The 18,655-nt window shown below is 64.6% G+C and carries 20 protein-coding genes; 9 read left to right on the top strand and 11 right to left on the bottom strand.

The window, feature by feature from the left end; all coding sequences use genetic code 11:
- The first annotated feature begins 289 nt into the window (after positions 1 to 289).
- On the top strand, positions 290 to 1,795 hold the full coding sequence (gene mqo, locus IX761_RS12535; RefSeq protein ID WP_194789901.1) for a malate dehydrogenase (quinone): 1,506 nt from the start codon (positions 290 to 292) through the stop codon (positions 1,793 to 1,795).
- 150 nt (positions 1,796 to 1,945) lie between these two features.
- On the opposite strand, the gene IX761_RS12530 is transcribed toward mqo, so the two are convergent.
- From IX761_RS12530 to IX761_RS12520, 3 genes are all read right to left on the bottom strand, one after another.
- Positions 1,946 to 2,236: a PA4642 family protein gene (locus IX761_RS12530; protein ID WP_194789900.1), complete on the bottom strand. Its 291-nt coding sequence runs from the start codon at positions 2,234 to 2,236 to the stop codon at positions 1,946 to 1,948.
- Between the two features lie 70 nt (positions 2,237 to 2,306).
- The gene (locus tag IX761_RS12525; protein ID WP_194789899.1) at positions 2,307 to 2,777 is read right to left on the bottom strand and encodes a hypothetical protein; all 471 of its coding nucleotides are present in this window, start codon (positions 2,775 to 2,777) and stop codon (positions 2,307 to 2,309) included.
- Positions 2,778 to 2,853: 76 nt separating this feature from the next.
- Positions 2,854 to 3,411, bottom strand: a complete 558-nt coding sequence (locus tag IX761_RS12520; protein WP_194789898.1) for a hypoxanthine-guanine phosphoribosyltransferase — start codon at positions 3,409 to 3,411, stop codon at positions 2,854 to 2,856.
- A gap of 164 nt (positions 3,412 to 3,575) precedes the next feature.
- On the opposite strand from IX761_RS12520, the gene upp reads away from it, so the two are divergent.
- Together upp and IX761_RS12510 are read left to right on the top strand one after the other, a co-directional pair.
- Positions 3,576 to 4,214, top strand: a complete 639-nt coding sequence (upp, locus tag IX761_RS12515) for a uracil phosphoribosyltransferase (protein WP_011532223.1) — start codon at positions 3,576 to 3,578, stop codon at positions 4,212 to 4,214.
- A 2-nt stretch (positions 4,215 to 4,216) separates the two neighbouring features.
- Positions 4,217 to 5,491: a uracil-xanthine permease family protein gene (locus tag IX761_RS12510; RefSeq protein ID WP_194789897.1), complete on the top strand. Its 1,275-nt coding sequence runs from the start codon at positions 4,217 to 4,219 to the stop codon at positions 5,489 to 5,491.
- Between the two features lie 114 nt (positions 5,492 to 5,605).
- Here IX761_RS12510 and hemH read toward each other — a convergent pair whose 3' ends face one another.
- Both hemH and IX761_RS12500 read right to left on the bottom strand, forming a co-directional pair.
- Positions 5,606 to 6,619: a ferrochelatase gene (gene hemH, locus IX761_RS12505; protein ID WP_194789896.1), complete on the bottom strand. Its 1,014-nt coding sequence runs from the start codon at positions 6,617 to 6,619 to the stop codon at positions 5,606 to 5,608.
- 13 nt (positions 6,620 to 6,632) lie between these two features.
- Entirely contained in the window at positions 6,633 to 7,538 is a 906-nt protein-coding gene (locus IX761_RS12500) for a TIGR01777 family oxidoreductase (RefSeq protein ID WP_194789895.1), read from the bottom strand.
- Positions 7,539 to 7,727: 189 nt separating this feature from the next.
- Here IX761_RS12500 and IX761_RS12495 point away from each other — a divergent pair, with 189 nt between their 5' ends.
- The 5 genes from IX761_RS12495 to IX761_RS12475 all read left to right on the top strand — a co-directional run bounded on the left by IX761_RS12495 (position 7,728) and on the right by IX761_RS12475 (position 12,788).
- Positions 7,728 to 8,714, top strand: a complete 987-nt coding sequence (locus tag IX761_RS12495) for an NAD(P)/FAD-dependent oxidoreductase (RefSeq protein WP_194789894.1) — start codon at positions 7,728 to 7,730, stop codon at positions 8,712 to 8,714.
- Between the two features lie 108 nt (positions 8,715 to 8,822).
- The gene (locus IX761_RS12490; RefSeq protein WP_194789893.1) at positions 8,823 to 9,791 is read left to right on the top strand and encodes a YbgA family protein; all 969 of its coding nucleotides are present in this window, start codon (positions 8,823 to 8,825) and stop codon (positions 9,789 to 9,791) included.
- The gene (locus IX761_RS12485; protein WP_194789892.1) at positions 9,781 to 10,659 is read left to right on the top strand and encodes a MerR family transcriptional regulator; all 879 of its coding nucleotides are present in this window, start codon (positions 9,781 to 9,783) and stop codon (positions 10,657 to 10,659) included. Before IX761_RS12490 ends, IX761_RS12485 begins: the two co-directional genes overlap by 11 nt.
- A 3-nt stretch (positions 10,660 to 10,662) precedes the next feature.
- Positions 10,663 to 12,105 carry a deoxyribodipyrimidine photo-lyase gene (phrB, locus tag IX761_RS12480; RefSeq protein WP_194789891.1) on the top strand — a complete coding sequence of 481 codons (1,443 nt, stop codon included), beginning with the start codon at positions 10,663 to 10,665 and terminating at the stop codon, positions 12,103 to 12,105.
- Entirely contained in the window at positions 12,102 to 12,788 is a 687-nt protein-coding gene (locus IX761_RS12475) for an SDR family oxidoreductase (RefSeq protein ID WP_194789890.1), read from the top strand. The genes phrB and IX761_RS12475 overlap by 4 nt, the downstream gene beginning before the upstream one ends.
- Positions 12,789 to 12,902: 114 nt before the next feature.
- On the opposite strand, the gene IX761_RS12470 is transcribed toward IX761_RS12475, so the two are convergent.
- From IX761_RS12470 to hemA, 6 genes are all read right to left on the bottom strand, one after another.
- Positions 12,903 to 13,421 carry an acyloxyacyl hydrolase gene (locus IX761_RS12470; RefSeq protein ID WP_194789889.1) on the bottom strand — a complete coding sequence of 173 codons (519 nt, stop codon included), beginning with the start codon at positions 13,419 to 13,421 and terminating at the stop codon, positions 12,903 to 12,905.
- A 117-nt stretch (positions 13,422 to 13,538) separates the two neighbouring features.
- A complete protein-coding gene (gene murI / locus IX761_RS12465; RefSeq protein WP_194789888.1) occupies positions 13,539 to 14,336 on the bottom strand; it encodes a glutamate racemase in 798 nt (265 codons plus the stop codon).
- The gene (locus tag IX761_RS12460; protein ID WP_194789887.1) at positions 14,329 to 15,084 is read right to left on the bottom strand and encodes a molybdopterin-synthase adenylyltransferase MoeB; all 756 of its coding nucleotides are present in this window, start codon (positions 15,082 to 15,084) and stop codon (positions 14,329 to 14,331) included. Before IX761_RS12460 ends, murI begins: the two co-directional genes overlap by 8 nt.
- Positions 15,078 to 15,908 (bottom strand): peptide chain release factor N(5)-glutamine methyltransferase, encoded by an 831-nt coding sequence (prmC, locus tag IX761_RS12455; RefSeq protein ID WP_194789886.1) that lies wholly within the window; start codon positions 15,906 to 15,908, stop codon positions 15,078 to 15,080. The genes IX761_RS12460 and prmC overlap by 7 nt, the downstream gene beginning before the upstream one ends.
- On the bottom strand, positions 15,909 to 16,991 hold the full coding sequence (gene prfA, locus IX761_RS12450; RefSeq protein WP_194789885.1) for a peptide chain release factor 1: 1,083 nt from the start codon (positions 16,989 to 16,991) through the stop codon (positions 15,909 to 15,911). It lies immediately after the preceding gene.
- Positions 16,988 to 18,265 carry a glutamyl-tRNA reductase gene (hemA, locus tag IX761_RS12445; protein ID WP_194789884.1) on the bottom strand — a complete coding sequence of 426 codons (1,278 nt, stop codon included), beginning with the start codon at positions 18,263 to 18,265 and terminating at the stop codon, positions 16,988 to 16,990. The genes prfA and hemA overlap by 4 nt, the downstream gene beginning before the upstream one ends.
- Between hemA and IX761_RS12440 the strand changes: the two genes are divergently transcribed.
- Positions 18,264 to 18,443: a hypothetical protein gene (locus IX761_RS12440; protein ID WP_194789883.1), complete on the top strand. Its 180-nt coding sequence runs from the start codon at positions 18,264 to 18,266 to the stop codon at positions 18,441 to 18,443. The genes hemA and IX761_RS12440 overlap by 2 nt on opposite strands.
- The last annotated feature ends 212 nt before the right edge of the window (positions 18,444 to 18,655 follow it).

Genomic DNA, 18,655 nt, shown 5'->3' with positions numbered 1-18,655 from the left:
TGGCATGTGTAAAAGCGGCAGATCTTTCACAAACAGCCCTGCGCAGACGGCACAAGCGCTCATCCTGGATGGGAGCCTGAGGCCGGCCCGTAACGCATGACGGATCACTTGACCATAAGTCGCATTGCCGCACCCGTGGCAAACGGCGTTCAATACCTGAACACCCAAGACTGGTTGGCAGTGTCCGCTGAAGTTGCAAGAACTGCGAAGAGTCGGACATGGCGATCCTGGCGAACCCAGGGATCCTGTGCTGTCAATTAGGTAGCTGTAGATTGTGGAGACGCGTTAAATGGCGCAGAACGAATCGGTTGATGTGGTACTGGTAGGCGCGGGCATCATGAGTGCCACCCTGGCCGTACTGCTCAAGGAGCTTGACCCGACCCTGAAGCTTGAGGTCGTCGAGGCGATGGACTCCGGAGCCGCGGAGAGTTCCAACCCCTGGAACAACGCCGGTACCGGCCATGCCGGCCTGTGCGAGCTGAATTACACCCCGCAGGCCGCCGATGGCAGCATCGACATCAAGAAAGCCGTGCACATCAACACCCAGTTCGAGGTTTCGCGCCAGTTCTGGGCCTACCTGAGCAAGAAGGGCAACTTCGGCTCGCCGCGGGCCTTCATCAACCCGGTTCCGCACCTGAGCTACGTCGAGGGTGACAAGGGTATCGACTTCCTCAAGAAGCGCTTCGAGCTGCTCAAGCAGCACCACGCCTTCACGGAGATGGAGTACACCGAAGACAAGGCCGTGATGGAAGAATGGATGCCGCTGATGATGCCGGGCCGCCCGGCCGACCAGCGCATCGCCGCCACCCGCGTGCTCAAGGGCACCGACGTCAACTTCGGCGCCCTGACCAACAAACTGCTCAAGCTGCTGGGCAACAGCCCGGACACCCAGGTCAAGTACAGCAAGAAGGTCGTCGGCCTGCGCCGCAACGGCAGCGGCTGGACCGTGAGCATCAAGGACGTCAACAGCGGCGGCAGCCGTGAAGTCGACGCCCGCTTCGTCTTCCTCGGCGCCGGCGGTGCCGCACTGCCGCTGCTGCAGGCCTCCGGCATCCCGGAAAGCAAAGGCTTCGGTGGCTTCCCGGTCAGCGGCCAGTGGCTGCGTTGCGACAACCCGGAAATCGTCAAGCAGCACCAGGCCAAGGTCTACAGCCAGGCTGCGGTCGGCGCGCCACCGATGTCGGTGCCGCACCTGGACACCCGCGTGGTCGATGGCAACACGTCGCTACTGTTCGGCCCCTATGCCGGCTTCACCACCAAGTTCCTCAAGCACGGCTCGTTGATGGACCTGCCGCTGTCGGTGCGCATGGGCAACATCGGCCCGATGCTGGCGGTGGCGCGCGACAACATGGACCTGACCAAGTACCTGGTCAGCGAAGTGATGCAGTCGATGGAGCAGCGCCTGGAAGCCCTGCGTCGCTTCTACCCCGAGGCGAAAGCCGAGGACTGGCGCCTGGAAGTGGCCGGCCAGCGGGTGCAGATCATCAAGAAAGACCCGAAGAAAGGCGGCGTGCTGCAGTTCGGCACCGAGTTGGTTTCGGCCCAGGACGGCAGCCTGGCTGCACTGCTCGGCGCATCGCCGGGCGCTTCGGTGACCGTGTCGATCATGCTCGAGCTGATCGAGCGCTGCTTCCCCGAGCAGGCCAAGGGTGCCTGGGCTGCCAAGCTCAAGGAGATCTTCCCGGCCCGCGAGAAGGTCCTGGCGACCGATGCCGCCCTGTACCACAAGATCAGCGCCGACAACGACGTGGCGCTGGACCTGGCGCAAGACAGCCCAGCCAAGCACTACGCCTGATCCGGCCGCAACGAAAAAACGCCCCTCGGGGCGTTTTTTTGTGCCTGCAACCAGGACCGCGTCGCCTTCATCGCCGGCAAGCCGGCTCCCACACCGACCGCATCAGCCCAAGCTATGCGCTCACCCTGTGGGAGCTGCGGTTCGCCGCCATCAGCCCCGGGCGTTGTCGATGATCTCGATGTACTCCGGCGCATTGCGCTGGTCGGCGATCACTTCGACGAAGGTCTTGCCGTGCTCGTCCTTGCCATCGAGGTCGTAACCGGCCTCGACGAAGAAGCCGACATAGCGCTCGAAGTCATCGACGCGCAGGCCACGGTAGCCCTTGATCAGCTTGTGGTGCGACGGCGACGTCAGGCCATCGGCCGGCTCGAACTGCAGGAAGCTCTTGATGTAGTCGTCGCTGATCTCGTCACCAATCACCTGTTTCTTGTCTTTACGCATCGCCGGCTCCAACTGGACCATCAAGGACATTTTCGAAGGCCGGCAGTGTACCCCCCGGAACCGGCCGGCCTCAACGCGTACGTACGGTGCCGGTATGCAGGTCGGCCCAGACATGGCCGTTGGCGTAGGTGAGGAACTGCACGTACACGGTCTCGTTGCGCAGCAGGTCCATGATCACCCGGTAGTCGGCCATCGGGTAGTTGAGGGTCAGGGTGCGGGACTTTTCATCGTAGACGGGCTTCTTCAGGCTCTTGCCCCCCTCGCCATCGAAGTTGAGCAGCACCTGACCGATGCTCGCCCCCTTGCTCAACGGCTTGCCCTTCAGGCGCATCTGCAGCGACGCAGTGATCGGGATCGGTTGCTGGTCGGACTGGCGCTGGGTACCCACTACCACCGTGTAGTCGGTGACCTGCAACAGTTGCTGGGTGGTCGGCGCTTCCTGGCGCAGGGCGAGGTCGTCGGGCGGCAGGAACTGGCTGTGCAGCGGGGCGGCTGAGAGCGGCAGGCTCAGCGCCAGCAGGAAGGGGACGATCGCACGCATGTGAGGCTCCTTGGCTTGAAGCGGCACTCTAGCATGCACAACGAGGTGAGGTAGCGGGGCCGTAGCCCCGCGAGGGTTACATGCCTTTGACGGCAAAGATGCCGTTGGCGTTGCGCCAGTAGCCCTTGTAGTCCATGCCGTAGCCGAAGATGTAGCGGTCGACGCAGGGCAGGCCGAAGTAGCTGGCCTTCAGGTCCGGGCTGGCCTTGCGGTCATGGTCCTTGTCGATCAGCACGGCGGTGTGCACCGCGCGGGCGCCGGCGTGCTTGCAGAACTCGATGATGGCGCTGAGGGTGTGGCCTTCATCGAGGATGTCATCGACGATCAGCACGTCGCGGTCGATGAACGAAACTTCCGGCTTGGCCTTCCAGAACAGTTCACCACCGCTGGTCTGGTTGCGGTAGCGGGTGGCATGCAGGTACGAGACTTCCAGCGGGAACTGCAGGTGGGTGAGCAGCTTGCCGGCGAAGATCAGGCCGCCGTTCATCACGCAGAAAACCACCGGGTTCTTGTCGTGCAGGTCGGCGCAGATGCGTTTGCCGACGTCGGCAATGGCCGCCTCGACCTCGGCTTCGTTGTACAGGCAATCAGCCTCGTGCATCACTTGACGGATGTGCTCGAGATCGGCGGACATGGCGCGCTCCAGGGGGTGCATTTTGGAAAAGCGGGCAAAGGTACGCATCCGCTCGTCCCAGATCAAGCCTTTATGGACTAACGTGCACAATGACCGCACGACAGTCAGGACTGAATAGATTAATCTAGCGCGGTTTTTTTGCCCGCCTCCCGGAGCCCTCCCCCATGCCTACTCGTGAGATCCGCCATCCGCTGATCCGCCATAAGCTCGGCCTCATGCGCCGTGCCGACATCAGCACCAAGAATTTTCGCGAACTCGCCCAGGAAGTCGGTGCCCTGCTGACCTATGAAGCCACCCAGGACCTGCCGCTCGAAACCTACGAGATCGACGGCTGGTGCGGCAAGGTGCAGGTCGAGAAAATCGCCGGCAAGAAGATCACCGTCGTGCCGATCCTGCGCGCCGGCATCGGCATGCTCGACGGCGTGCTCAGCCTGATCCCGGGCGCCAAGGTCAGCGCCGTGGGTGTCGCCCGCAACGAGGAAACCCTCGAAGCGCACACCTACCTGGAAAAGCTCGCGCCGGACATCAACCAGCGCCTGGCGCTGATCATCGACCCGATGCTGGCCACCGGCGGCTCGATGGTCGCCACCATCGACCTGCTGAAGAAGGCCGGCTGCAAAGAGATCCGCGCCATGGTGCTGGTGGCTGCGCCCGAAGGCATCGAGGTGGTGGAAAAAGCCCACCCTGACGTGCAGATCTACACCGCCTCGATCGACCAGCGCCTGAACGAACACGGCTATATCGTCCCCGGCCTGGGCGACGCCGGTGACAAGATCTTCGGCACCAAGCAGAAGGACGCCTGACCATGCAGGACGGCTTCAACGACCCGCTCTGGCGCCAGGTCGTCTCGGGCGCGCAGATGCTCTTCGTGGCATTCGGCGCGCTGGTGCTGATGCCGCTGATCACCGGCCTCGATCCTAACGTGGCGCTGTTCACCGCCGGCATCGGCACCCTGCTGTTCCAGCTGGTGACCGGCCGGCAGGTCCCGGTGTTCCTGGCATCGAGCTTCGCCTTCATCACCCCGATCATCCTCGCCAAGGGCCAGTTCGGCCTGGCCGAGACCATGGGCGGGGTGATGGCCGCAGGCTTCGTCTACACCTTCATGGGCCTGATGGTGAAGATCAAGGGCACCGGTTTCATCGACCGCATGCTGCCCCCGGTGGTGATCGGCCCGGTGATCATTTCCATCGGCCTTGCCATGGCGCCGATCGCCGCCAACATGGCCATGGGCAAGGGTAGCGACGGTGCGGCGCTGATGCCGTACAAGACTGCGATGCTGATCTCCATGCCGGCGCTGCTGACCACGCTGATCGTGGCGGTGTTCGGCAAGGGCATCTTCCGCCTGGTGCCGATCATCGCCGGCGTGCTGGTGGGCTTTGCCCTGTCGTTCGTCTTTGGCGTGGTCGACACCGCCAAGATCGCTGCCGCGCCGTGGCTGGAACTGCCCAACTTCACCGCACCCGCTTTTAACTGGCAAGCCATCCTGTTCATCGTTCCGGTTGCCCTGGCACCGGCGATCGAGCATATCGGCGGGGTGATCGCAGTGGGCAGCGTGACCGGGCGCGACTACCTGAAAAAACCCGGCCTGCACCGCACCCTGCTGGGTGACGGCCTGGCGACCACTGCTGCCGGCCTGTTCGGCGGCCCGCCCAACACCACCTACGCCGAAGTGACCGGCGCGGTGATGCTGACCAAGAACTACAACCCGAAGATCATGACCTGGGCGGCGATCTTCGCCATCACCCTGGCCTTCATCGGCAAGTTCGGCGCGCTGTTGCAGAGCATCCCGGTACCGGTGATGGGCGGCATCCTGTGCCTGCTGTTCGGTTCGATCGCGGCGGTGGGCATGAACACCATGATCCGCCACAAGATCGACCTGGCCGAGGCGCGTAACCTGGTGATCGTCTCGGTGACGCTGGTGTTCGGTATCGGCGGCGTGCTGATCGGCAGCGGCGACGGCCCGGACGACTGGGGCCTGAAGGGCATCGCCCTGTGCGCCGTGGTGGCCATTGCCCTGAACCTGATCCTGCCGGGCAACGATGGCTGGAAGAACAAGACACTGGATGACCAGTTGCCTTGATCCGGCTCTAGCCTGATCTGACCTCTTCGCGGGCAAGCCCGCTCCCACAGGTTCAGTGAGAACCCTGTGGGAGCGGGCTTGCCCGCGAAGAGGCCGGGACAGGTCAACTAACCATCAGACCTTTTCACACATCCCCGCCAACACCCTCACCCACTCTGGGTGATCGTTCAGGCACGGCACCAGCACCAGCTCCTCTCCCCCCGCCTCGACGAACTGCTCGCTGCCCCGCATGCCGATCTCTTCCAGCGTCTCGATGCAGTCGGCGACGAACGCCGGGCACATCACCAGCAGCTTCTTCACCCCCGCCTTGCCCAGCTCGTCCAACCGGGTTTCGGTGTAGGGCTCGATCCACTTGGCGCGCCCCAGGCGCGACTGGAACGACACCGACCACTTGCCGTCCGGGATACCCATCTTCTGCGCGAATGCCTTGGCCGTGGCCAGGCACTGGCCGCGATAGCACACCGCACGCATCTCGGCGCTGGCGCCCGCGCAGCAATCGGCGGCCTGGAAATCATGGGTGCCAGTGGGGTCGAGCTTCTTCAGGTGGCGCTCGGGCAGGCCGTGGAAGCTCAGCAGCAAGTGATCGTAGCCCTGCTCCAGGTGCGGCCGGGCGCTGGCCACCAAGGCGTCGATGTAGTCCGGGTGGTCATAGAACGGCTGCAGGATACGGGTCTGCAGCGAAAGCTTGCGCTCGGCGATGGTCTGCTTCGCCAGCTCCACCACCGTGGTCACGGTGCTGTCGGCGAATTGTGGATAAAGTGGCGCCAGCGTTACCTTGGTCACGCCCTGCGCAGCCAGGCGCTCAAGTACCTCGGGCAAGGCCGGCTGGCCATAACGCATGGCAATCTCCACCGGGCCATGGGGCCAGTGGGCGGCCATTGCCTGTTGCAAGCGTCGGGTCAGCACCACCAGGGGCGAGCCCTCGTCCCACCAGATCGAGGCGTAGGCGTGCGCCGACTGCTCCGGGCGCTTGACCAGGATCAGCGATACCAGCAAGCGTCGTACCGGCCAGGGCAGATCGATCACGTACGGGTCCATGAGAAACTGGTTGAGGTAACGGCGCACGTCGGCCACCGAGGTGGAAGCCGGCGAGCCCAGGTTGACCAGCAGCAGAGCGTGATCGGTCATGCAGCGTCCTATGTCAGAGGCGGTTGGACAGGTTGTCCAGCGCCGATTGCAAATCGTTGAAGCGGAACGTGAAACCCGCCGCCAGCAGGCGCACCGGGCGCGCGCGCTGGCCACCTAACAGCAGGGTGGACAACTCGCCCAGCCCGGCTTTGAGCAGCAACGCCGGCATTGGCATGAACGCCGGGCGATGCAGGGTGCGGCCCAGACGCCTGGCGAACTCGCGGTTGCGTACTGGCTCCGGGGCGCAGGCATTATAGGGACCGCTGGCCTCGTTGTGCTGCAAGAGAAAATCAATCAGGGCGACCTGGTCGTCTATATGAACCCAGGGCATCCACTGCCGACCGTCACCCAAAGGCCCGCCCAGCCCCAGCTTGAACGGCAGGCGCAGGCGCGACAAAAAGCCGCCGTCGCTGGCCAGCACCAACCCGGTGCGCACCAGCACCACGCGGATGCCCAGCGTCTGGGCGCGCTGGGCGGTTTCTTCCCAGGCAATGCACAACTGGCTGGCGAAATCTTCTTTCACCGGTTGCGAGGCCTCGGTCAGTTCGCGTTCGCCACCATCGCCATACCAACCCACGGCGGAGCCGGAAATCAGTACTTCCGGGCGCTGCTCACGGCTTTCCAGCCAGGCCAGAAGTTGCTCGGTGACGGTGACCCGGCTGTTCCACAGCAACGTGCGCCGGGCACCGGTCCAGGGCCGATCGGCGATGGGGGCGCCTGCCAGGTTGACCACCGCATCGACCGGGTCATCGTTGGCGATATCTTCCAGCCGGGCCACGCCGCGCACGCCGCTGCCGCATTTTTTCGGCACATCCTGGGGCGTGCGGCTCCACACCGTCAGGCGATGGCCCTGGCCCCGCCACAACTGGCAAAGGTGTTGGCCAATCAGGCCGGTACCGCCGGTCAGCAATATATGCATGGCTGTGCCCTCACAGTTGGCGGCGGTGGTCTATTTTTAAGATCAAGGCACTTTTTTGACCGACCGCTCTCGGATTAACCATAGGCGAACCTGCCTTAATCGAGCGGAATAACCTTATACAAACTTTGTGTATTGTACAGGTTTGTCTGGCAGCGTACGCTGCGCCCAGCGAGGTTCAAAGAGGCCATCATGACAGTCCCTATTGCCATCATCGGTGCCGGTATCGCCGGCCTGTCCGCCGCCCAGGCCTTGCAGAAGGCCGGGCAGACCGTCCACCTGTTCGACAAGGGCCACGGCAGCGGTGGCCGCATGGCCAGCAAACGCAGCGACGCTGGCGCACTGGACCTGGGTGCCCAGTACTTCACCGCCCGCGACCGGCGTTTCGTCGAGCAGGTGCAGCATTGGGTGGAAGCCGGCTGGGCCGCACAATGGAAGCCGCAGTTGTACAACTACCGCGATGGCGAACTCACCCCCTCCCCTGACGAACAGACCCGCTGGGTCGGCGTGCCGCGTATGAGCGCCATCACCCGCGGCCTGCTCAAGGACGTGACGGTGAACTTCGGCTGCCGCATCGCCGAAGTGTTCCGTGGCAAGCAGTACTGGCACCTGCAAGACACCGAAGGCTGCAGCCACGGCCCGTTCAGCCGCGTGGTGATCGCCGTGCCGGCCCCTCAGGCCACGCAGCTGCTGACCGCCACCCCAAAGCTTGCCGCCGTCGCCGCCGGCGTGCAGATGGAGCCGACCTGGGCGATCGCAGTGGGCTTCGACACCCCACTCGATACACCAATGCAAGGCTGCTTCGTGCAAGACAACCCGCTCGACTGGCTGGCGCGCAACCGCAGCAAGCCCGGCCGTGACGAACACCTCGACACCTGGGTGCTGCACGCCACTTCCAGCTGGAGCAAGCAGCACATCGACCTGCCCAAGGAAGAGGTCATCGAGCAGTTGTGGGGTGAGTTCGCCGAACTGGTCGGTTGCGTGGTGCCGCCGCCCACATTCGCCCTCGCCCACCGTTGGCTGTATGCCCGCCCGGCAGGCAACCACGAATGGGGCGCGCTGGCCGATGCCGACCTGGGGCTGTACGCCTGCGGCGACTGGTGCCTGTCCGGTCGCGTGGAAGGTGCCTGGTTAAGCGGCCAGGAGGCCGCCAGGCGCTTGCTGGAACATCTGGAATAACGGCCCGACGAAAACCTATACAGAAAAGATTACTTGTATAAGTTTCTATCTGTGCTGGAATACACCTGTACAAAACATGAACCCTGTACAGGTATTCCGGAGTCCTCGATGAACGCGCCCTCCCTCGACGGCAAGCCACGCCTGGCCATCAGCGCCTGCCTGGTCGGCCAGAACGTGCGCTACAACGCCGGCCACAAGCATTCCGACCTGTGCCACGACGTGCTCGGCGAGCATTTCGAGTGGCTGCCGTTGTGCCCGGAAATGGCGATAGGCCTGGGGGTGCCTCGCGACCCCATTCGGTTGGTGGGTAATCCCGACGCGCCCATGGTCACCGGCAGCCGCGATGGCAGCTTCGACCTGAGTGGCCCGTTGCGCGCCTATGGCGAACAGATGGCCGACGAACTCGACGATATCTGTGGCTATGTGTTCATGCAGAAATCACCCTCCTGCGGCCTGGAGCGGGTCAAGGTCTATCAGGAAGACGGTCACCCGGCCCGCCTGGGCGGCCGGGGTGCCTACGCCGCCGCCTTCTGTGCGCAGCGCCCGGACCTGCCGGTCGAAGAAGAGGGGCGCCTGCACGACCCGGTGCTGCGGGAAAACTTCATCAGCCGCGTCTATGCCTACGCCGACTGGCAGCAACTGCTGCGCCAGGGCCTGAGCCGGGGCGCACTGGTGCGCTTCCACTCGCGCTACAAATACCTGCTGATGGCGCACAACCCCCAGGCGTACCGCAGCCTCGGCAAGCTGCTCGGTGGCATGACCCGTGCCGATGACCCCACGACGTTCGGCCCGCGCTACTTCAGCCTGTTGATGCAGGCACTACGCCGCTGTGCCAGCCGTGGCAACCACGGCAACGTGCTGCTGCACCTGAGCGGCTACCTGCGCAACGACCTGGGCCAGGCCGACAAGGCTGAGTTGCGCCAGGTCATCGGCCAGTACCAGCAGGGCGTGGTGCCACTGGTGGTGCCGCTGACCCTGTTCAAGCATCACCTGCGCAAGCACCCCGACCCTTACCTGCTGCAACAGGCCTACTTGCAACCCCATCCAGAGAACCTCGGATTACGCAATGCCATCTGATGACCTGCTGCCCATCGGCGAAGTAGCCCGCCTGACCGGCGTCAACCCGGTCACCCTGCGCGCCTGGGAACGCCGTTACGGCTTGATCAAGCCCCAGCGCACCGCCAAGGGCCATCGCCTTTATCCACAGGACCAGGTGCAGCGCGTGCAAGCCGTATTGCGCTGGCTGGAACGCGGCGCGGCAGTGAGCCAGGTTCGCGCGCTGCTGGACAATGCCGTGGACGTCAGCACACCGGTCGACGGCGAATGGGGGGAGCGCATCGAGCAACTGGTCGAAGCCATCGCTCGCCTCGCCCAGCGCACGCTCGACCAACTATTGAACCAGGCCATGGCCCTGTACCCCGCCGTGACCGTCTGCGAACGCTTGCTCCTGCCGCTGCTCGATGTCCTCGCCCAACGCTGGCAGACGCACTTCGACGCCGACCTGGAACAGGCATTCTTCCACACCTGGCTGCGCAGCAAGCTCGGCGCCCGGGTGTACCACGACAGCCACTCCCTCAGCGGCCCCTGCGTGCTGCTCGCGCGCACCGATGACACCCCCTTCGATGCCGAGTTCTGGTTGTGCGCGTGGTTGCTCAGCAGCAATGGCCAGCCCTTGGAAGTACTGGAGTGGCCCGTGGGCCCAAGCCAGCTGCGCCGCGCCGTCGAGTTGCTGCAACCGTGCGCGCTGCTGCTGCACCTGGGCCGGCGCCCCGACTTCGCCGCCCTGGAGCGTGCCCTGCGTGACACCGACACATTGAAACTGCTGGGCGGCCCCGGCGTCAGTCTTCATGAGCGCGAACTCCAGGCACTGGCATTGCCCGGCCTGGAACTGTTCGACAGCCCCCAGGCGGCCTTGCGCTGCCTTCAACACGCCAAAGGCCACTGATCCATGCAACTGATCTGGCTGCGCAACGACCTGCGCATCGACGACAACACCGCACTGACAGCCGCCAGCCAACGCGGACCGACCGTCGCCCTGTGGATTGCCAGCCCTGGGCAATGGCAGGCCCACGACGATGCCGCCTGCAAGGTCGACTTCTGGCTGCGCAACCTGCGCCAGCTGCGCCCTGCGCTGGAGGCCCTGAACATTCCGTTGCTGGTGCGCACCACCGAAACCTGGGATGAAGTACCCCAGGTGGTGCTGGACGTTTGCCGTCAGCTGCGGATCGAAGCGGTGCACTGGAACGACGAATACGGCGTCAACGAGGCCCGCCGCGACCAAACCACCGCTCGGCGGCTGGAGCAGGCTGGCATCGCCAGCCACGGCTATATCGACCAGTTGCTATTCCAGCCCGGCAGCGTGCTCACCCGTGCCGGCCACTACTTCCAGGTATTCAGCCAGTTCAAGCGCGTCTGCCTGGAACACCTGCACCGCAGCCTGCCGGCCCGAGCTGATCGTGTGCGGGCGCAACAGCCGCTGGCGATCAAGAGCGACCCCATACCGCAGCATTTCCCTGGCTTCGACGGTACACCGCAAACCCTGCGCGAACACTGGCCTGCCGGGGAAGACGAAGCCCACCGGCGCCTGGCCCGCTTTGTCGATGAGCGCATCGATGACTATCCGCAACAACGCGACCTGCCGGCCAAGCCCGGTACCAGCGAGCTATCGCCCTACCTGGCCGCCGGCGTACTCTCACCGCGCCAGTGCCTGCACGCCGCCCTGGCCAGCAACCACGGCGAATTCGACAGCGGCAACCCAGGGGTGCAAACCTGGGTCAACGAGTTGCTTTGGCGTGAGTTCTACAAACACATCCTGGTGGGTTATCCACAGGTCTCGCGGCACCGCGCCTTCCGCGCCCACACTGAAGCCCTGCCGTGGCGCCACGCGCCCGAGGACCTTGAAGCCTGGAAGCAAGGCCGCACCGGTTTCCCGATCATCGACGCGGCGATGCGCCAGTTGCTCCACACCGGTTGGATGCACAACCGCTTGCGCATGATCGTCGCCATGTTCCTCAGCAAGAACCTGCTGATCGACTGGCGCGAAGGTGAGCGGCATTTCATGCGCCATTTGATCGATGGCGACCTGGCCGCAAACAACGGTGGCTGGCAATGGAGCGCGTCCACGGGAACCGACGCGGTGCCCTATTTCCGCATCTTCAACCCGGTCACCCAGGCCCGGCGCTTTGACCCTCACGCAATGTTCATACGCCAGTGGTTGCCAGAACTGCGTGATTTGGATGATAAATACATTCATTACCCGGTGAAAACCGGCGATCTATTTGCTACAAATTATTACGCAAGTCCTATAGTCGATCTCGAAAGCAGTCGCCAGCGGGCACTGGAGGCCTTCAAAGGCTTGTCCAGCTGGCAGGATCAGAGGGCAACAATTTGAGCAATCCGCGTAGTTTCTGGATTACGGGGGCCACCAACGGACTTGGGTTGGCCCTGGTGGAACGTCTGCTCGATCAGGGGCAGCGGGTCGCCGCCAGTGGCATGGACAGCCAGGAACTCGACGATTTGGATGGGCAACTGACGCGCCTGCCCGGGCAACTGCACGAGATGAGCCAGGCCGAAGTCGCCGCCCAGCGCTTACAGGCGCAATGGGGCGCCCTAGATACCCTGATCATCAATGCCGGGACGTGCGATTACCTCACCAACGATGTGGCGGACACCGAACTGTTCGACATGATCGTCAGCAGCAACCTGCGCGCCACCGAGCACTGCCTTGGCGCTGCAGTGCCGCTGCTGGCCAGGGGGCAGAAGCCACAGGTGATGGTGATCCTCAACCGATACTCGGCACTGCAACGCTTCGAGCCAACCCAGCCCCCCAATGGCGAGAACAGCCTGCCGCAGTGGTTGCGCGATCAACGCACGAGCTTGCAGACGCTGGGTATCGACCTGACGGTGGTCGCTCCACAGTCGCTAAGGGATCCGGTAACCCTGGCCCAGGCCGTTCCCGAGGACTGGACACCTCAGACCGCGGCCGCGGCATTGCTGGCCCGCCTGGAGCAGCGCCAGCCGGAACTGGTGCTCGAGGCCTTGAGCCTGAACAGCCTCTGGCCGCTTTCGCGCTGAACAGCACAGCCCCGTTCGCCGGCAAGCCGGCTCCTACAGTTGAGGATCTGTAGGAGCCGGCTTGCCGGCGAACGGGACCTGCACCGCCTATACACAGTGAAACGCCCGCCCTGGCTACAGCGCCATTCGGTAGTGCAACGAATAGCTTTCCACCCCATCGTTGGGCTGCTTGAGGCCGGCATTGGAATAGTGAATCGCGCGGATCCCTACCTCGTGCCCACCGGCAAAGCGCAGGCCGAAACCGATGCGGTCTTCGAACTGGAAGGATGAGCCCAGCTCGTTGTCTTCCAACTCGGTGCTCGAGAATGCCGCCACACCGATGCCGGCCTCGATGTAGGGCTTGACCGACTCGCCAGCAAATTCGTAGACGAACACCGGCGCGAACGAAAGGCTGTGATTGCTGGCCGTCTCGTCGCCCTGCCAGTAGCTGTATGCCCCGTCCCAGTAGCCGGTCAGGCGCCCGACGCGAGTCTGCCACCAGCTCGCATCCCAGTTCGCTTGCAGCCCCAACCGGTAGACCATGGTCGAGTCACCGGTCTGTCCCACCGAAAACGCAATGTCGGCAGCCTGAACAGCCGCCACCGGCCCCCCGCAAACAGCGGCAAACGCCGCCAACGCACAGAGTTTCTTCATGAGAAACACCCTTCTTCCTGATGTTGTTTTCAGTGTTCGCCTGGCCCCCAGGCTGATCGGTAGAAATCGGCGGTGAAACGATAGTTCCAATCGCGACTGCCACTTCTCACACTCTTCTTACATCGGAAAGCTTTGCACGCTGTCGGCGTTATTCCACAGAATCGGCAGGATTTTTTCCAGGCTGGCGGGGTCGGCACTGCTCCAGAAGCGAGCCGGCTGTGCCGGCCCCTCAGCCAAAAGCTTGCGCGCCTCCAACAGCCGCTGCAGCTGCCGCGCCACGGCGGCGCCGGTATCGATGATCGCCACATCCGCCGGGACCATGCCGGCCAACAACGGGCGGAGGAAGGGGTAGTGGGTACAACCCAGGATCAGCGTGTCGCACCCGGCGGCCAGGAGCGGCTGCACATAGCCCTCCAGCAACTGGCGCAAGGCAGGGCTACCGAGGTCACCGGTTTCGATGCATTCGACCAGCCCTGGGCAGGGCCGGGTGATCACCTTCACATCGCTGGCGAAGCGGTCGAGCAAGGCGGCGAACTTGGCGCTTTGCAGCGTGCCGGTGGTGGCCAGCACCCCCACCACCCCGGAGCGGGTGGCCGCAGCCGCCGGCTTGACCGCCGGCTCCATGCCCACCAAGGGCCAGTCCGGGTACAGCTCGCGCAGGTCGGCAACCGCCGCCACGGTGGCGGTATTGCAGGCCAGGACCATGGCCTTGGCACCCTGCTCGCGGAAGAAACCGGCGATATGCCGCAGTCGCTGGCGGATGTAGTCGGGCGACTTTTCGCCGTAGGGCACGTGACCGCTGTCGGCCACGTACAGCAACGACTCGTAGGGCAGCAGGCGTTGGATCTCGGCGAGCACCGACAAACCGCCGACCCCCGAGTCCATCACGCCCACGGGCGCCGCGCGTTCAGCCATGGCGATGGGCGCACACGCTGCAGGCGGGGTCACGCTTGACCCGCAGCTCACGCATGCGCGTGCTCAGCGCATCGATCAGCAGCAGGCGGCCCACCAGCGGCTCGCCGAAGCCCGCCAACAGCTTCAGCGCCTCGAGCGCCTGCAGGCTGCCAACCAGGCCCACCAGCGGGCCGAGCACACCGGCCTCGCTGCAGGTCAGCTCGGCTTCGCTGCCATGGCCGTACAGGCAGTGGTAGCAGGGGCTGTTGTCGCGGCGCGTGTCGAACACCGACAGCTGGCCTTCCAGGCGAATCGCCGCGCCGCTGACCAGCGGTTTGCCCGCCGCGACGCAGGCGGCATTGACCGCCTCGCGGGTGGTGAAGTTGTCTGAGCAGTCCAGCACCACGTCGACCGCCGTGACAGCGGCGGCCAGCGAATCTTCGTCCAGCGCCTGGCGGTGGGCGACCACGGTGACCTCGGGGTTGATCGCCTGCAAGCGCTTGATGGCGGAATCCACCTTGCTCATGCCGACGCTGTCGCTGTCGTGGATGATCTGGCGTTGCAGGTTGGTCAGGTCGACGCTGTCGAAGTCGGCCAGGTGCAGCTCACCGACACCGGCCGCACCCAGATACAGCGCCACCGGCGAGCCGAGCCCGCCGACCCCGACCACCAGCACCTTGCCCTGCTTCAGGCGCAGCTGGCCATCGATGTCCACTTGCGCCAGCAGGATCTGCCGGCTGTAACGCAACAGTTCGAGGTCGGTCAGCATGGCAGGCGCCCTAGGGAGATGCGCTCGTGGCCGCCCAGGTCCTGGCGGCTGGCAACGTCGGTGAAGCCGGTCTGAGTCAGCAGCTCGCGAACGTCAGCGGCCTGGTCGTAACCATGTTCGAGCAGCAGCCAGCCGCCAGGCAGCAGGTGCCGTGGCGCCTGGCCAACGATCACGCGCAGGTCGTCCAAGCCATCCTCACCGGCCACCAGGGCACTGCTCGGCTCGAAGCGTACATCGCCGGCCACCAGATGCGGGTCTTGCGCGCGAATGTACGGCGGGTTGCTGAGGATCAGGTCGAAACGCTCATCGGCGAGGGCGTCGTACCAATGGCTCAGGCGCACCTGGGCATTGCTCAGGCCGAGGCGCTGACGATTGCGTTCGGCCAGGGCCACCGCTTCGTCGATACGGTCAACCGCGGTCACCTGCCACCCCGGGCATTCGCTGGCCAGGGCCAGGGCGATGGCCCCGGTACCGGTGCCCAGGTCGAGCACCCGCGCGGGCTTGGGCGAAACCAGCTCGAGGGCGGTTTCCACCAGCAGCTCGGTGTCCGGGCGCGGGATCAGCGTGTGTGGTGCGACTTCCAGGTCGAGCTTCCAGAAACCCTGCTGGCCGAGGATGTAGGCCACCGGTTCACCGGCGCGACGGCGTTCGAGGTAACCGGCGAAGGTCTCGGCCGCTTCGCTGCTGACGATGCGCTCGGGCCAGGTGTGCAGGTAGCTGCGCGACTTGCCCAGGGCGGCGGCCAGCAGCAGCTCGGCGTCCAGGCGCTCGGTGGGCGACTCCGGCAGCTGCGCGTTGCGCAGCAGGCTGGCGATGATGGTCATTCAATCCCCCAGGGCGGCCAGCTGGTCGGCCTGGTATTCGGCCAGCAAGGGTTCGATCACGGCGTCCACGCCACCGGCGAGGATATCGTCCAGGGAGTAGAGGGTGAGGTTGATACGATGGTCGGTGACCCGGCCCTGTGGATAGTTGTAGGTGCGGATGCGCTCGGAGCGGTCACCCGAACCCACCAGCAGCTTGCGCTCGCTGGCGATGGCGTTCTGCGCGGCACTGGTCTGCATGTCGTTGAGCTTGGCCGACAGCCAGGACATGGCGCGGGCGCGGTTCTTGTGCTGCGAGCGCTCTTCCTGGCACTCGACCACGATGCCGGTGGGCAGGTGGGTAATGCGGATCGCCGAATCGGTCTTGTTGACGTGCTGGCCGCCAGCGCCGGAGGCGCGGTAGGTGTCCACCCGCAGGTCGGCCGGGTTGATCTCGATGGCCACCTGCTCGTCGGGCTCGGGCAGTACCGCCACGGTGCAGGCCGAGGTGTGGATGCGGCCCTGCGATTCGGTCTCGGGCACGCGCTGCACGCGGTGGGCGCCGGACTCGAACTTCAGCTTGCCGTACACGCTGTCGCCCTCGACCCGGGCGATGATCTCTTTGTAGCCGCCGTGCTCACCCTCGTTCTCGGAGAGGATTTCCAGACGCCAGCCGCGTTTTTCGGCATAGCGCGAATACATGCGGAACAGGTCGCCGGAGAAGATCGCCGCTTCGTCACCGCCAGTGCCGGCGCGGATTTCCAGGAACACGTTGCGCCCGTCGTTGGGGTCCTTGGGCAGCAGCATGCGTTGCAGCTGCGACTCCAGCCCCACCAGCGCCTCCTTGGCCTCGCGCACTTCCTCGACCGCCATTTCGCGCAGGTCGGGGTCGGCATCCTTGAGCAGCGCCTGGGCACCCTCCAAGTCGTCCTGGACCTTGCGCCACTCTTTATAGGCGCCGATCACCGGCTCGACTTCAGCGTATTCGCGCGAATAGGCGCGAAAGCGTGTCTGGTCGGAAATGACTTCGGCGTCACCGAGCAGCGCGGTGAGTTCCTCGAAGCGGTCCTGGAGCGTGTCCAGTTTGTTCAGCAGCGACGCTTTCATTGCGGGAATTTGTCCGTCGAGCCCTCATGGAGGGCGAAGAGTTCCTGGGCCATGGCCAGCGCATCGAGGCGGCCTTCGGCGGAGAGCTTTTTCAGTTGCACGCTGGGTGCATGCAGCAATTTGTTGGTCAGGCCCCGGGCCAACTGCATCAGCACGTCTTCGGGGTTGCCGCCGTTGCCCAATGAACGCAGGGCTTTTTGCAGTTCTTCGTCACGCAGGCGCTCGCTCTGCTGGCGGTAGGCCTTGAGCACATCCACCGCGGCCAGCTCGCGCAGGCGCACCATGAAATCGTCGGCACCGGCCGAAACCAGCTCCTCTGCGGCCTGGGCTGCGCCCTGGCGGCTTTTCAGGTTTTCCGCGACCACTTCGTGAAGGTCGTCGACGGTATAGAGGTAGACGTCATCCAGCTCGCCGACCTGCGGCTCGATATCCCGCGGTACGGCGATATCGACCATGAAGATCGGCTTGTGTCGGCGCTGTTTCAGCGCACTTTCCACCGCGCCTTTGCCGAGAATTGGCAGTTGGCTGGCAGTGGAGCTGATCACGATATCGCTGTTGACCAGTTCCTGGGGGATGTCCGACAGCAGCACCGCATGGGCACCGAACTGCTCGGCGAGCATGCTCGCCCGCTCCAGGGTGCGGTTGGCCACGACGATACGGCGCACGCCCTGCTCATGCAGGTGGCGAGCGACCAGGGTGATGGTCTCGCCGGCGCCAATCAGCAAGGCTTGGCTGCGCCCCAGATCGGCGAAGATCTGCTTGGCCAGGCTCACCGCGGCGAACGCCACCGACACCGGGTTCTCGCCGATGGCGGTATCGGTACGCACCTGCTTGGCGGCGCTGAAGGTGGCCTGGAACAGCCGACCCAGCAGGGGGCCGACGGTGCCGGCCTCGCGAGCGACGGCGTAGGCCGACTTCATCTGGCCGAGGATCTGCGGCTCGCCCAGCACCAGCGAGTCCAGGCCGGATGCCACGCGCATCATGTGCCTGACCGCGTCGTGCTCCTCGTGGATGTAGGCGCTGGCACGCAGCTCCTCGAGGCTCAGCTGGTGATAGTCGGCCAGCCATTGCAGCACGGCATCGGCGGCAAGGTGGTCCTGCTCTATATAGAGTTCGCTGCGGTTGCAGGTCGACAGGATCGCCGCCTCGCGGCTGGCGGTCAGTCGGCACAGCTGCTGCAGGGCGTCGACCAGCTGCTCTGGGGTAAACGCCACGCGCTCGCGTACGTCTACCGAGGCAGTCTTATGGTTGATACCAAGTGCAAGAAAGGCCATGCAAGGTCGCTGGTTGGGACGTGAAGCCGATAATTGTCCTACTTCGCAGGTTTTTGAGATGATGAGGCCCGCCTATCGGCCGCCCCGCACCCTTCCCATCCAGGCGTCACTCTTTGCCTTTGCCTATGCCGATCAAGAGATTTTCGTCGAAACCGGTGTGCGACAGCTGCGCCAGTGAAGGCGCCGCCCGTAACTTCGCGACTTCAGGAGGCTGAGCGGAGCTGTCTGTAGGGCCAGGTGCGCAGCACTCCTCGGCGCAGCCGAGGGCGCGCGGGCCCGAAAGACGCCGGAACGTAGCGGAGGGCCGCCAAGTGTTCGACGGGAGTCTTGCAGCGCTCTTGAGATCGAGCGCCGCCCGCGCGGCGCATCGCTGGCAAGCCAGCTCCCACA

The organism is Pseudomonas sp. UFMG81, assembly GCF_015354575.1.
GTDB lineage: Bacteria > Pseudomonadota > Gammaproteobacteria > Pseudomonadales > Pseudomonadaceae > Aquipseudomonas.
This window is presented reverse-complemented; position numbering and strand designations above follow the sequence as displayed.